This window comes from Flavobacterium sp. (genome assembly GCF_043780635.1).
Classification (GTDB): domain Bacteria; phylum Bacteroidota; class Bacteroidia; order Flavobacteriales; family Flavobacteriaceae; genus Flavobacterium.
On sequence record NZ_JAYWCK010000020.1, the window covers coordinates 1 to 14,091 of the forward strand.

Consider the following 14,091-nt stretch of genomic DNA (forward strand, 5'->3'; position numbering starts at 1 on the left):
GCATTAACTTTGGTGCAATTCATCAATAAATTTATTTTTGAAAGACCAATAAACAATATTAAAACACAAATAATTTAATTGCACCCAACGGGTTAAATATAGTTTCCGTTTTGTCGTCCTGAGCGCAGTCGAAGGAGGCAGCTGTTTCCTGCTATCCGCTGTATCCACGCAAAAAAGCGTGGGATGCCGCTGCTATCAGGGCTAAAACAGTCCGCATTTTAGATCTGACAGGTTTTTAAAACCTATGAGGTCTTTCATTAAGAATGTGCCATAGCCATACAAACAATACTGATTTTTGCTCCAGGAATTTTCAACAAAGCGTGTGAGCAAGCTTCTAGGGTGGAGCCAGTCGTGATTACATCGTCAATCAAGAGAAAATGTTTGTTATGGTCTTTTTCGGTAAAAACAGCATCAAAAATAGTATCGATTCCATCGCTTCGATTTAATAAGGTTTTCTTGGACTGCGTTTTAGAGTAAATATTCCGAACCAATATATTTGGGTTATACGGAACATTCAAGCCAGAGGAAAGAGCATTTCCAAAACTAGTCACTTGATTGTAACCTCTTTCTCGAAGTTTCCTTTTATGTAAAGGCACCGGAATAATTTGATCTACAGATTGAATTAAATTCAAATTTTTCAAATCTTCGGCATACCACTCGCCCAGAACAGTGCCAATTTCTTCCTGTCCTTTGTATTTCAAGTTGTGAATTAATTCCTGAACAATTCCTTTTTTATGAAAATACAATAGTGCGGAGGTATGTTCGACAGGAATTCTTCCGTAGAACTTTTTGAAAGCTTCGTTTTCAGGATTTAAATGATGATTGCTCAGCGGAATGTTGTGTCGGCAAAGCGTGCAGATCACATTTTCATTCGACAGTAAAAACGAATTGCAACCAGCACAAACGGGAGGAAAAAATAGATTGATAATGTTTTTGAACATAAAATGTCAATTTATTTATAAAAATAGGCAAATCAATGCTTCAAACTTCAAGAAATTCCTTTTTTTTAAGTTCACTTTTTATATTTTTGCATCATTATGGCAAAACAAGAAGATTTATTCAAAAATGTAGTTTCGCACGCAAAGGAATATGGATTTATTTTTCCGTCAAGCGAAATATACGATGGTTTAAGTGCAGTCTATGATTATGCACAAAACGGAGTCGAATTAAAAAAGAACATACGCGAATATTGGTGGAAAGCAATGGTTCAAATGAACGATAACATCGTTGGACTTGACGCGGCAATATTGATGCACCCTACAACTTGGAAAGCTTCAGGTCACGTAGATGCTTTTAACGATCCATTAATTGACAACAAAGATTCCAAAAAGAGATACCGTGCCGATGTTTTAATTGAGGATTATGCCGAAAAATTAAATCTGAAAGCAAAAAAAGAAATTGAAAAGGCCAAATCACGTTTTGGAGATGCTTTCAATGAACAAGAATTCATTACTACCAATACTAGAGTTATAGAATATCTTGCTAAAGAAAGAGAAATTCTGGAAAGAATGGGGCGTTCTTTAGGAAACGGCGATTTAGAAGATGTAAAAGCATTAATCGAAGAACTTGAAATTGCTGATCCTGAAACAGGCTCTAGAAACTGGACCGAAGTGCGTCAATTTAACTTGATGTTCGGCACAAAACTAGGCGCTTCGGCAGATACAGCTATGGATTTATATTTGCGTCCAGAAACGGCTCAAGGTATTTTTGTCAATTTCTTGAACGTTCAAAAATCAGGAAGAATGAAAATTCCTTTTGGAATTGCACAAACCGGAAAAGCGTTTAGAAACGAAATCGTGGCAAGACAATTTATTTTCCGTATGCGTGAATTCGAACAAATGGAAATGCAATTTTTTGTGAAACCGGGCGAAGAAATGCAATGGTACGAACATTGGAAAACAGCTCGATTAAACTGGCATTTGTCGCTAGGTTTAGGTAGAGAAAATTACCGTTTTCACGACCACGAAAAATTAGCGCATTATGCCAATGCAGCTGCCGATATTGAGTTTAATTTTCCTTTTGGATTCAAAGAATTAGAAGGAATTCACTCTCGTACGGATTTCGATTTGAAAGCCCACGAAAAATTCTCCGGAAAGAAAATGCAATATTTCGACACCGAAACGAATGCAAATTATACACCTTATGTTGTGGAAACGTCAGTAGGATTAGACAGAATGTTTTTGGCAGTTTTTGCCACTTCTTTGAAAGAAGAAACATTGGAAGACGGCTCCACAAGGACTGTTCTGCAATTACCAGCCGTTTTAGCGCCAACAAAAGCAGCCGTTTTGCCATTGGTGAAAAAAGACGGATTACCTGATATCGCACACAAAATCATCGAAGATTTACGTTGGGATTTCAATGTAACTTATGACGAAAAAGATGCAGTGGGAAGACGTTATAGAAGACAAGATGCACTAGGAACTCCATTTTGTATTACGGTCGATCATCAAACTATCGAAGACCAAACCGTAACGATTCGTCATAGAGATTCAATGAAACAAGATCGCGTAAATATCTCCGATTTGAAATCAATTATCGAAAATGAAGTTTCAATGAAAAACTGGTTGATGAAAATGTAATCACAAAATTCATTTATATAAAAAAGGCTTCTCAATCGAGAAGCCTTTTTTGTTTACATAGTTGCGATAAACTCCTGAGAATATACTTTTATTTGGTCACGAACTCTTCGGAATTCAGTAATTAATTCTTTTGCTGTGCCTGAAGATTTAGATGGATCTTCAAAACTGTGGTGAATTGTTTTTGTTTTGGTTGGAAAAAACGGACAGGCTTCTTTGGCATTGTCACAAACCGTAATTACATAATCAAAAGTAATATCTGAATATTCATCAACATGGTTTGAAGTGTGTTTAGAGATGTCAATTCCGTCTTCTGCCATTATTCCCAATGCAAAAGGGTTAAGTCCATGTATTTCCACGCCAGCGCTATAAACTTGTACTTTGTCTTTTCCAAAATGTTGTAAATAGCCATGTGCCATTTGACTTCTGCAGGAATTTCCTGTGCAGAGAACTAGAATTTTTTTCATTTTTTAGATACTTTTATTTATAATATTTTTTCTTTAACCAAAATGACACTTTTACTAATAAAATCAAGGCAGGAACTTCGACCAATGGGCCGACAACTCCAGTAAAGGCTTGGCCAGAATTGAGTCCAAAAACGGAAATTGCCACCGCAATTGCTAATTCAAAATTGTTTCCAGCGGCGGTAAAAGCAACAGCTGCGTTTTTGTCATAAGTTGCGCCAACGGCTTTGGTAACAAAAAAGCCAATCAAAAACATTATGGCAAAATAGATTAGCATTGGGATGGCAATAATGATAATATCTTGAGGAATTCGTACAATGAGCTCGCCTTTCAAACTGAACATTACGATTATGGTTGCCAATAAAGCAATTAAGGTGATTGGAGAAATGGTAGGGATGAATGTTTTAGTGTACCAGTCTTCGCCTTTTAGATTCACCAATATTAACCGGCTGAAAAAGCCTAACACAAATGGGATTCCTAAATATACTGCTACACTTTTAGCAATAGTAATAATTGAAATGTCAACAATTGCGCCTTCGAAACCAAAATAGGGAGGCAATATTGTAATGAAAATCCAAGCATAAAAACTATAAAAAAATACTTGGAATATACTGTTTAAAGCTACTAATCCAGCACCATATTCTGAATTTCCTTCGGCCAAATCATTCCAAACCAAAACCATCGCTATGCATCGCGCCAATCCGATTAATATTAATCCGATCATATATTCCGGATACTCTCGCAAGAATGTGATTGCCAAGAAAAACATTAATAAGGGTCCTATTATCCAATTCAATACCAATGAGATTGTTAGAATTTTGGTGTTTTTGAAAACCGTTGGCAACAATTTATAGTTGACTTTGGCCAGTGGCGGATACATCATTAATATAAGTCCAATAGCAATGGGAATATTGGTTGTCCCGGTACTCATTGCATTAATATTGGTTGAAACCGACGGAACAAAATATCCTAATGCCACACCAAGTAACATCGCCAAAAAGATCCAAAGCGTTAAGTAATTGTCTAAGAACGATAGTTTTTTCATATTAATGTTTTTTTTGCTGAGTTTTTTTGCAAACGTTGTGGTTATTCACAACAATCAGAATCTGTTACGCAAGAGATTTCTACTAAATTTATAAATGTTTGTATTTTTTGAATGATTTTTTCGTCTAAACAATAACAAATATTGTTTCCCGTAACGGTTCCTTTTATGATACCGGCTTTTTTTAATTCAGATAAATGTTTAGAAACTGTAGATTGTGCCAATGGTAAAACTTCCACAATGTCGCCACAAATGCAAGAGGATGACTTCATCAAAAAACGAACAATTTCCAAGCGAGCAGGATGTCCTAATGCTTTTAGGATTTCGGCCATTTCGTTAGTTTCTTTTGAGAAGCCTGTTGTTTTTGTTATTCCCATATCGCAATATTACGATTTATCTTTATAGTAACAAAAATAATTTTGCAAATTATATAATTTTTTAAAAATGGTTTTAAATGGATTTATCGCTGTATTTCGTCGGATTTATTTGCAATTCATTTTAATGTATTAACATTTGTTGAATAAATATTAACAACTTATATGAAAAATGCAGTAAATGTTTATTTTTAGCTTGTTAAACAGGGTTTTTTATCAAATAATTAGAAGATTTTGTTTAATTAGTTTCCCAAAACTACCTTAATTACTTAATACTTTGAAGTGTTTAACTTTGAACGTCTAATGTTATGCCTAACAAATTAGGACAAAACATTGATGAATTACCCGTACATTATTATTGACGATGATCAAGAAAGTGTTTTGAAAACTAAAGCAATTGCTGATGGTTTTTCGGAGCTTGTCTTTGTAGCATCAGCTAATAACTACTCGGAAGGTTTAAATCTAATTCTTGAATACTCTCCAAAATTAATTTTTCTCGAAATTGATCCTGCAAATAAGGAAAGTAATTTATCATTAGCACTTATCAATGAACTTTATAGGTATTTGAAAGTAATTCCGAAAATTATTATCACTACTTCCGAAAAAAATTTGGCTTTCGAAGCCATTCAATATGAAGTTGCCGATTATATGCTAAAACCATTGGCACGCATCGATTTTATAAAATCAATTCTTAAAATAAAAAAATCGATTGGTGAAGATGCTGTTTTTATGGTTCAAAAACCAATTTTTAATGAGCCTCAAGAACGTATAGTAGAACAACTGCAATCTTTGGAAGATTCTCAAGAAGCTATAGAAGTAGAGACTCCAGTTCTCGATGAAAATTCAGCGTTTTTAGAGGAAAATATTCCAGAAACTTTTGTGCAAGTAGTACCAAACGTAGAGCAACCTTTAATATTATGTATCAAATCTTATGGTGATTATAGATATATTGATGCCAATGATATTTGCTATTTCCAGGCCGATAATAATTCTACCGACATTCATTTAAACAATGGTGAAATGGTTACGGCTTTCAAAACACTGAAACATTTTGAAGGTATTTTGTCTTCTCCTTTTACTAGAATTCATAACAGTTATATCGTAAACCGCAATTACATTTCCAGAATTCATACCGGAAATGCGGTATGTTATATTAAAAATACCACTACAAAAATACCATTTTCCAAATCCTACAAGGAAAATATTGACGGTATTATCTCAGATTTTGCCAATGGCAATTATTTGGAGATATAAAAAATATCCATTCACCATGATTTGATGGTCATTCACTATCAAACGACTGCATTCTACCACAAACGCCCATTTTTACTGCTTATTTTGAGATATGCTCTATACTTTTACAACGTGATTCTGTGATATTCCCGAGTCACAATAACAAACGTAAAATCAAAATAACAATATAAAAACCCTAGATTATGAAAAAAACAATATTAGCTATCGGATTATTATCATTGGTGATGATATTAACCTCTTTTACTACGCCTGAAACAACTAAGGCAACGGTAAACAATAATACAACTGTAGAAGCAGTTGGTTCTGGAGCAGCAGGAGGAACTGTAAGATTGGATGCAGTTGGTTCTGGAGCAGCAGGAGGAACTGTAAGATTAGATGCAGTTGGTTCAGGAGCAGCAGGAGGAACTGTGAGACTAGACTAATCTACATGGTTTAAATTAGACTTAATTTTATAAATATAGTTAGGCTATCAATTTTTTGATAGCCTTTTTTTATGTCAATAGTTTTATTTTAGTATTTTTGATGAAATTCAAGAACATCTATTGAAAAAAACATACTACATAGTAATACTGCTGCTGATTGCTTTCATTGGTTGTACCAAGAAGAATCCAGAAAACAACACCGTTGCTTCACAAGAAGACAGTCTTTCAACTTATCTGTCTAAAGCCAATGATTTTAGTGCCACCACCAAAAAAAGGCAGGAATACATCCAGAAAGCGTTTGTCATCATCATCAATCAGTCCAACGATTCCTTGCAAAGAGCCAACTTGTTTAGAGTAGCCAATCGCTATTATAATTTAAACAATTGGAAAGAATATCACGAAATTGCACAGATTGTTTTAGAAAAAGCTATAGGCAGTAAGGATACTTTAAGTACAGCCAAAGCCTATTCGTATTTAGGAGATTATTATGGCTCACAAGGTGTTTCAGACAGCGCCTTTTTGTATTATTTCAAAGCCGAAAAAATGTATCTTAAACGGAATAGCAATTTGGATCTAGCCAAAACGAGATTGAATAAAGCCTTGTTGCAATATAACGAAAGTGATTTATTAGGTAGTGAAATTTCAGCACTCAAAGCTTTGCGTGTCTTAAAAGGAGAAAAGGCTGATGATACATTATATGAATTGTATAACCTTTTGGGATTAGTTTACAATGAACTTGGAGATTATAATAAAGCTATAGAATTTCACACCAAAGCTTTAGCAACTATAAATGACGAAACAGTGCCAGTTGAATTCCAGTATAGATCCACCTCATTAAATAATATGGGTTTAGTTTATCAAAATTTGAATAAGCATAAACAAGCGATACCCTATTTTCAAAAAGGATTGGAACAAAAAAAGGACTTAATTTTATATAAACCTTTTGTGTATGCGTTGTTATTGGATAATCTAGGGTATTCCAGATACAAAATAAAAGACTCCAAAGGACTTCCAGAACTATTTTATGAATCTCTTAAAATGAGAGATAGTTTAAAATTGACCGCGGGAATTATTATCAGTAAAATCCATTTATCTGAATATTTTGCATCCAAAAATGATACTACGAAAGCAATACAATATTCAAAAGAAGCGCTTCTGACCGCTCAAAATTCTAAAAACAATAGAAATGCTTTATTGCCGCTGAAACAATTAGCCGTTATTGATCCTACTAAAGCGGCTGTGTATAACAAACAATACATTCATATCAACGATAGTTTGCAAAAGGCAGATAGAAATATTGCAGATAAATTCACCCGTATAGAGTATGAAACAGATGAAGTTAAACAAGAAAACACGAGTTTAACGACTCAAAATAGGAATTTGGTTTACATCTTTGGGTTTGTTTTAATTTTGGGGATGTTCTTGTATATCATTAAAGCGCAAAAGTCTAAAAACAGAGAGCTTTTGTTCAAGCAAGAGCAACAAAAAGTCAATGAGGAAATCTATAATTTAATGATTTCTCAACAGAGTAATGTGGAAACTATCAGGATAAAAGAGAAAAAACGAGTGGCTCAAGAACTACATGATGGGGTTCTAGGAAGAATGTTTGGTGTAAGAATGAATTTGGATAGTTTGAATAAAATTCATGATGAAAGTGCTTCTCATCAAAGGAACAGCTACTTATCAGAATTGAAAAATATAGAGCAGGACATTCGTGAAATTTCACATGATTTGAATAGGGAAAAATCAGAATTAATTAATAACTTCGTAGCCATTGTAGACAACTTATTTGAAGATCAAAAAAAGACGTTTAAAGCAAAATTAGTTTCAAATATTGATTCAAACATAAAATGGGAATCAATGAGTAATGCCAATAAAATAAATTTATACCGAATCATTCAGGAATCACTCCAAAACATTAATAAGTATGCTAATGCCAATTCTATAAATGTAGAATTCAAAAAAGAAATTGACAATTTACTTTTGCAGATAAGTGATGACGGAGTAGGATTTAATGTGAATAGGGCAAAAAAGGGAATCGGCTTGCAAAACATGCTTTCTAGAATTAATGAATGCAATGGAACATTTGAAATAAAATCAAAAAAAGGAGAAGGAACAATAATTACAGTTAGAGTCCCAATTTAACGAATTAAAAATTTACAAAAAAATGACATTTGATTCAACTGCCAAAGAAATAATTAAAAATAATATATTAATAGTAGATGACCACCCATTTATTATTCAAGGCTATAAAAATGCCATTACTAGGTATAATCCTAAAGAATATGAGTTTTTTATTGAACAAGCCAATGATTGTAAATCGGCATATGATATCATTACAAATCCTAACACTTTGGTTTTCGATATTGCTTTTTTAGACATCAGTATGCCATCTTATGAAGAAAAAGATATTTTCTCTGGAGAAGATTTAGCAAAATTGTTAAATAAATACATGCCAAACTGCAAAATTATTTTGCTCACAATGTACACAGAATTGTTAAAGATACAGAATATTATTGACACAATAAATCCTAATGGACTAGTTATAAAGAATGATTTAACGTTTGACGAGTTGCTTTTTGGCTTTAATAAAGTTATAAATAATGAAACTTATTATAGTCAGTCAATTCAAAAAATGATAGATCAGTCAGAACAAGAAACTATAGAAATAGACCTTTTTGACAAACAAATTCTATTTCATATATCAAAAGGCACAAAAACAAAAGACATTCCACAATACGTTCCAATATCAATAGAAGCAATTGAAAAAAGAAAGCTAAACCTGAAAAAATTATTGAATTTACAAGAAGGTAGTGATATTGACTTGGTACGAGAAGCTAAAAACAGAGGTTTGTTATTTTAGGATCAATTTTAATAAAAAAAAGGCAGTTATTAAGTACCTTTTTTTTGTCTAAATCTATTCTTCGCTTAAAGCATTCCAGCCTCTGGCTTTCAAAGGAATCTTTGTATTTGCTCTTGTTACCAAATGAATTCCTTCACTTTCTTGGGTCATATGACCAATAATAGTGAAATTTGGATTTCCTTTTATTTTGTCAAAATCTTCCATTTTAATAGTGAAAAGCAATTCGTAATCTTCACCACCATTTATAGCTACTGTCGTTGAATCCAAATTAAATTCTTCGCAAACATTCATAAATTGCGGATCGAGCGGTAATTTATCTTCATACAAATTACAACCTACTTTTGATTGTTTGCATAAATGCATAATTTCTGATGACAATCCATCCGAAATATCAATCATCGATGTTGGTTTTATTTCTAATGCGTGCAACAAAGTGCGCACATCTTTTCGAGCTTCAGGTTTTAACTGGCGTTCAATTAAATAGGTATAAGCATCCAAATCCGGCTGTGAATTTGGGTTGACCTGAAAAACTTGTTTCTCTCTTTCGAGAACCTGTAATCCCATATATGCTGCGCCAATATCACCGGTTACAACCAATAAATCAGTTTGACCCGCTCCATTTCTATATACTATTTCATTTTCATCGGCTTCGCCAATAGCAGTAATGCTGATAATCATTCCTTTTTGCGAAGAAGTAGTATCACCACCAATAACATCAACATTGTATTCCTTTGCGGCAAGTGTAATACCGTCAAATAATTCTTCTAAAGCTTCTAGTGGAAATCGATTGGAAACCGCAATAGAAACCAAAATTTGGGTAGCTTTTGCATTCATCGCACAAATGTCGGAAACATTAGTCACGACAGCTTTGTAACCCAAATGTCTCAAAGGCATATAACCCAAATCAAAATGAACTCCTTCAACCAACATATCTGTGGAGACCACTACTTTCTTTTCTTTGAAATCCAAAACCGCAGCATCATCGCCTATTCCTTTAAAAGTGGAAGGTTGATTAATTTTAAAGTTTTTTGTCAAGTGGTCTATCAAACCAAATTCGCCTAATTGAGCAATACTGGTTCGTTGTGGGGATTTATCTTCAATCATAGTCATTGCGAGGAACGAAGCAATCTCTTCATTCACTTGTTTTAAGTTTAAAAAATTTATGATGCAAAGGTACGAAGTTTTTTAGCCACAGATTACACGGATTTTCGGGGATTTCTTAGAATCTTTAGTAAACAAAAAAACCCGACAATTTTCATCATCAGGTTTTCTCTATATTCTATTCTCTTTTTTCTTTATTCTAAATTTTTTTAATCATTCAACTTCAAAACTGCCATAAATGCTTCTTGTGGAATCTCAACATTTCCTACTAAACGCATTCTCTTTTTACCTTTTTTCTGTTTTTCCAAAAGTTTACGTTTACGAGAAATATCACCTCCATAACATTTGGCGGTAACGTCTTTACGTAATGCTTTTATCGTCTCACGAGCAATTATTTTTGCGCCAATAGCTGCTTGAATCGGAATGTCAAATTGTTGTCTCGGAATCAACTCACGCAATTTCTCGCACATTTTTTTACCAATATTGTAGGCATTGCTCTCGTGAATCAACGCCGAAAGGGCATCAACCGATTGTGAATTTAATAAAACATCAAGCTTAACTAATTTGGAAGTACGCATTCCAATCGGAGAATAATCAAAAGAAGCATACCCTTTAGAAACGGTTTTCAATCGGTCATAAAAATCGAATACAATTTCGGCCAACGGCATATCAAAATTTAATTCCACTCTTTCTGTCGTCAAATACGTTTGGTTGGTTATCACGCCACGTTTTTCGATACACAAACTCATAACATTACCTACAAAATTAGCTTTGGTAATGATGGTTGCTTTAATGTAAGGTTCTTCAACTCTGTCTAAACGAGATGGTTCTGGCAAATCCGAAGGATTGTTAACCACAAAAGGTGTTTCTAAATCTTTCTTGGTGTAAGCCAAATAGGAAACGTTGGGAACTGTAGTAATAACAGTCATATCAAACTCACGTTCCAATCTTTCCTGGATGATTTCCATATGCAACATTCCCAAGAATCCACAACGGAAGCCGAAACCTAAAGCTGCCGAACTTTCTGGTAAAAATACCAATGAAGCATCGTTCAACTGCAGTTTTTCCATCGAATTTCGCAACTCTTCATAATCTTCGGTGTCCACAGGATAAATTCCCGCAAAAACCATTGGTTTTACATCTTCAAAACCCACAATCATATTTGTGGTTGGCGTTTTTGCATCGGTTAGCGTGTCGCCCACTTTTACTTCTTTTGCTTCTTTGATTCCCGAAATTAAATAGCCAACATCACCCGCAGAAATCACTTGTTTCGGAACTTGGTTTAATTTTAAAGTACCAATTTCGTCCGCAAAATACTCGTTTCCGGTCGCCATAAATTTTATTTTCTGGCCTTTTTTAATTTGTCCATTTTTCACTCGGAAAATAACTTCAATTCCGCGAAACGGATTGTAATGTGAATCGAAAATCAAGGCTTGTAACGGTTCGTCAATATTTCCTTTTGGAGGAGGAATTCTTTCGATAATAGCTGCCAAAATATTTTCGACACCTAAACCCGTTTTTCCCGAAGCGTGAATAATTTCCTCTAATTTACATCCCAAAAGATCAACTATATCGTCGCTAACTTCCTCTGGATTGGCACTTGGCAGATCCACTTTATTCAAAATTGGAATAATTTCCAAGTCGTTTTCTAATGCCAAATATAAATTCGAAATAGTTTGCGCTTGAATACTTTGTGCTGCATCTACAATCAAAAGCGCTCCTTCACAAGCTGCAATCGAGCGAGAAACTTCATACGAAAAATCCACGTGACCCGGAGTGTCAATCAAATTCAGGATGTATTCTTCTCCTTTATAAGTGTATTCCATCTGAATGGCGTGACTCTTAATGGTAATCCCACGTTCGCGTTCCAAGTCCATATTGTCAAGCAATTGCGCCTTTTCTTCCCGCGCAGTTACTGTATGTGTTGCGCCTAGAAGTCTGTCGGCAAGCGTACTTTTTCCGTGATCAATGTGTGCAATAATGCAAAAATTCCGTATATTTTTCATTCTCTATTTATGTCAATTTTTTGGGCGTAACCCTCCGTAAAAACTCTGGGTCGGGCTATTCGCTATATCTTTTTTTGGGCTATCGCTCCACAAAAGGATGTCGCTTCTATCCCTTACGCAATTAATCTGCAAATATAGTTTAAATTCAGCAGTTTCAAAGTCTCTAAACAGCAACTAAGTGGTTTAATTATATGGTTATCATCTTTTCATCTAAAAAATCTATCTTTGCAAAAAATTTCTCTTGATAAAAATTGGCAACATAACATTACCTGATTTCCCCTTACTTCTTGCGCCTATGGAAGATGTGAGTGACCCACCATTCCGTAGATTGTGCAAAATGCACGGTGCAGATTTGATGTATTCCGAATTTATTTCTTCCGAAGGATTAATTCGTGACGCCATCAAAAGCCGAATGAAATTAGATATTTTCGATTACGAAAGGCCTGTTGGAATCCAAATATTTGGTGGAGACGAAGAGGCAATGGCGCTTTCTTCCAAAATTGTTTCTACCGTAAATCCAGACATAATTGATATTAATTTTGGTTGTCCTGTAAAGAAAGTCGTTTGCAAAGGAGCAGGAGCAGGAGTTTTGAAAGATGTCGATTTGATGATTCGTTTGACCCAAGCTGTTATCGATAGTACCCATTTGCCCGTTACCGTAAAAACCCGTTTGGGTTGGGACGATAATTCCATCAATATTGATGAGGTTGCTGAGCGTTTGCAAGATATTGGTGTTGCTGCTTTGAGTATTCACGCCAGAACCCGTGCCCAAATGTACAAAGGTCATTCTGATTGGTCTCATATTGCCCGAGTGAAAAATAATCCGAGAATCACAATGCCTATTTTTGGAAACGGAGACATTGATTCTCCCGAAAAAGCATTACATTATAAAAATGAATATGGTATCGATGGAATTATGATAGGTCGTGCCGCCATTGGTTATCCTTGGATTTTCAATGAAATTAAACATTACTTCAAAACGGGGGAACATTTAGCAAAACCATCTGTTGCAAATAGAGTAGAAGCCGTTCGCAATCACCTCACTTGGGCAATGGAATGGAAAGGAGAAAGGCTTGGAATTGTAGAAACACGTCCTCATTATTCTAATTATTTCAAAGGAATTCACTCTTTTAAAGAATACAGACAAAAGTTAGTTACTTTAAGTACTCCCGAAGAATTATTTGCTGTTTTGAATGAAATCGAAGAAGCTTATTCGGATTATCAGGTGGTATAAAAACTATAAATTTTAAACCCTACAGGTTTTTAAAACCTGTCGGGTTTTTTATCTTAAAAATCTCAATCCAACAACTTCTTACTAACTCGACTACTCGCAATTAATGAAGCAATAAAACCGAGAGTGACAATAGTTGCCAAAACAATCAAGACATTTTCAATAGTAAAAACTACAGGATAAGCTAATGTTGGTGTTATCATCACCAGTTCGAAATGTTGTTGTAACAACACAATTGCAATTCCTAAAGTCAATCCAATAATTCCGCCAAAAACGCTCAGTAAAGTGCCTTGAAGCAGGAATATTTTGCGCAAATCCTTGATTTCGGTCCCTAGATTTAATAGTGTTTTCAGATTTCCTTTTTTGTCGAGAATCATCATTATTAATGCACCAATCAAGTTGAAAAGCGCAATAATAATTACTAAAGTAAAAATCAAGTACACGGCAAGATTTTCGGTATTCAACATTTTATACAAGGATTCATTGAGTTGCGCCCTGTTTTTAATGGTGATTTTATTGTTGAAAATAGTTTTTAGATTATTGATAATGGTGTTTTCATCGGCATCTTTTTTTGTTTTTACCTCTATTCCTGAAATTTGATTGGGTTTATATTCCAATAGTTCCTGAGCCAAACCCAAATCTGTAAAAACATATTTAGAGTCATAGTCTTCGCTTATTGCATAAATTCCAACAGGCGTGACAACCACTTTATTAAAGGCTTCGGCTGGATTTTCGATAGCACCTTTTCCAGGTTTTGG

The 14,091-nt window shown here is 34.4% G+C and carries 13 protein-coding genes; 6 read left to right on the forward strand and 7 right to left on the reverse strand.

What is annotated here, in order from left to right:
- Positions 1–257: 257 nt before the first annotated feature.
- Positions 258–941: a ComF family protein gene (locus tag ACH2BV_RS01470; protein ID WP_395048767.1), complete on the reverse strand. Its 684-nt coding sequence runs from the start codon at positions 939–941 to the stop codon at positions 258–260.
- A gap of 96 nt (positions 942–1,037) precedes the next feature.
- On the opposite strand from ACH2BV_RS01470, the gene ACH2BV_RS01475 reads away from it, so the two are divergent.
- A complete protein-coding gene (locus ACH2BV_RS01475) occupies positions 1,038–2,579 on the forward strand; it encodes a glycine--tRNA ligase (protein ID WP_395048768.1) in 1,542 nt (513 codons plus the stop codon).
- Between the two features lie 53 nt (positions 2,580–2,632).
- Here the strand turns inward: ACH2BV_RS01475 and ACH2BV_RS01480 are convergent, their stop codons facing one another.
- From ACH2BV_RS01480 to ACH2BV_RS01490, 3 genes are read right to left on the reverse strand one after another with little or no spacing between them, the layout of a single operon-like run.
- Positions 2,633–3,043: an arsenate reductase ArsC gene (locus ACH2BV_RS01480; RefSeq protein ID WP_395048770.1), complete on the reverse strand. Its 411-nt coding sequence runs from the start codon at positions 3,041–3,043 to the stop codon at positions 2,633–2,635.
- 13 nt (positions 3,044–3,056) lie between these two features.
- Entirely contained in the window at positions 3,057–4,091 is a 1,035-nt protein-coding gene (gene arsB / locus ACH2BV_RS01485; protein ID WP_395048783.1) for an ACR3 family arsenite efflux transporter, read from the reverse strand.
- Between the two features lie 35 nt (positions 4,092–4,126).
- Positions 4,127–4,459 carry an ArsR/SmtB family transcription factor gene (locus tag ACH2BV_RS01490; RefSeq protein ID WP_395048771.1) on the reverse strand — a complete coding sequence of 111 codons (333 nt, stop codon included), beginning with the start codon at positions 4,457–4,459 and terminating at the stop codon, positions 4,127–4,129.
- 333 nt (positions 4,460–4,792) lie between these two features.
- On the opposite strand from ACH2BV_RS01490, the gene ACH2BV_RS01495 reads away from it, so the two are divergent.
- The 4 genes from ACH2BV_RS01495 to ACH2BV_RS01510 all read left to right on the forward strand — a co-directional run bounded on the left by ACH2BV_RS01495 (position 4,793) and on the right by ACH2BV_RS01510 (position 8,995).
- Positions 4,793–5,710 carry a LytR/AlgR family response regulator transcription factor gene (locus tag ACH2BV_RS01495; RefSeq protein ID WP_395048772.1) on the forward strand — a complete coding sequence of 306 codons (918 nt, stop codon included), beginning with the start codon at positions 4,793–4,795 and terminating at the stop codon, positions 5,708–5,710.
- Between the two features lie 182 nt (positions 5,711–5,892).
- On the forward strand, positions 5,893–6,132 hold the full coding sequence (locus ACH2BV_RS01500; RefSeq protein WP_395048774.1) for a 3-oxoacyl-ACP reductase: 240 nt from the start codon (positions 5,893–5,895) through the stop codon (positions 6,130–6,132).
- A gap of 120 nt (positions 6,133–6,252) precedes the next feature.
- Positions 6,253–8,277 (forward strand): tetratricopeptide repeat protein, encoded by a 2,025-nt coding sequence (locus tag ACH2BV_RS01505; protein WP_395048776.1) that lies wholly within the window; start codon positions 6,253–6,255, stop codon positions 8,275–8,277.
- 22 nt (positions 8,278–8,299) lie between these two features.
- Entirely contained in the window at positions 8,300–8,995 is a 696-nt protein-coding gene (locus ACH2BV_RS01510; protein WP_395048777.1) for a response regulator, read from the forward strand.
- Positions 8,996–9,049: 54 nt separating this feature from the next.
- Here ACH2BV_RS01510 and thiL read toward each other — a convergent pair whose 3' ends face one another.
- Together thiL and lepA are read right to left on the reverse strand one after the other, a co-directional pair.
- Positions 9,050–10,099, reverse strand: a complete 1,050-nt coding sequence (gene thiL / locus ACH2BV_RS01515; protein ID WP_395048785.1) for a thiamine-phosphate kinase — start codon at positions 10,097–10,099, stop codon at positions 9,050–9,052.
- 206 nt (positions 10,100–10,305) lie between these two features.
- Positions 10,306–12,102 (reverse strand): translation elongation factor 4, encoded by a 1,797-nt coding sequence (lepA, locus tag ACH2BV_RS01520; protein WP_395048778.1) that lies wholly within the window; start codon positions 12,100–12,102, stop codon positions 10,306–10,308.
- A gap of 241 nt (positions 12,103–12,343) precedes the next feature.
- Between lepA and dusB the strand changes: the two genes are divergently transcribed.
- The gene (gene dusB / locus ACH2BV_RS01525; protein WP_395048780.1) at positions 12,344–13,336 is read left to right on the forward strand and encodes a tRNA dihydrouridine synthase DusB; all 993 of its coding nucleotides are present in this window, start codon (positions 12,344–12,346) and stop codon (positions 13,334–13,336) included.
- Positions 13,337–13,398: 62 nt separating this feature from the next.
- Here the strand turns inward: dusB and ACH2BV_RS01530 are convergent.
- On the reverse strand, positions 13,399–14,091 hold a 693-nt coding region (locus ACH2BV_RS01530; RefSeq protein WP_395048781.1), incomplete at its 5' end, for an ABC transporter permease.

Coding starts and splice junctions, on each gene's coding strand:
- ACH2BV_RS01470 (WP_395048767.1), bottom strand. CDS start 941: ATGTTCAAAAACATTATCAATCTATTTTTTCCTCCCGTTTGTGCTGGT.
- ACH2BV_RS01475 (WP_395048768.1), top strand. CDS start 1,038: ATGGCAAAACAAGAAGATTTATTCAAAAATGTAGTTTCGCACGCAAAG.
- ACH2BV_RS01480 (WP_395048770.1), bottom strand. CDS start 3,043: ATGAAAAAAATTCTAGTTCTCTGCACAGGAAATTCCTGCAGAAGTCAA.
- ACH2BV_RS01490 (WP_395048771.1), bottom strand. CDS start 4,459: ATGGGAATAACAAAAACAACAGGCTTCTCAAAAGAAACTAACGAAATG.
- ACH2BV_RS01495 (WP_395048772.1), top strand. CDS start 4,793: ATGAATTACCCGTACATTATTATTGACGATGATCAAGAAAGTGTTTTG.
- ACH2BV_RS01500 (WP_395048774.1), top strand. CDS start 5,893: ATGAAAAAAACAATATTAGCTATCGGATTATTATCATTGGTGATGATA.
- ACH2BV_RS01510 (WP_395048777.1), top strand. CDS start 8,300: ATGACATTTGATTCAACTGCCAAAGAAATAATTAAAAATAATATATTA.
- thiL (WP_395048785.1), bottom strand. CDS start 10,099: ATGATTGAAGATAAATCCCCACAACGAACCAGTATTGCTCAATTAGGC.
- lepA (WP_395048778.1), bottom strand. CDS start 12,102: ATGAAAAATATACGGAATTTTTGCATTATTGCACACATTGATCACGGA.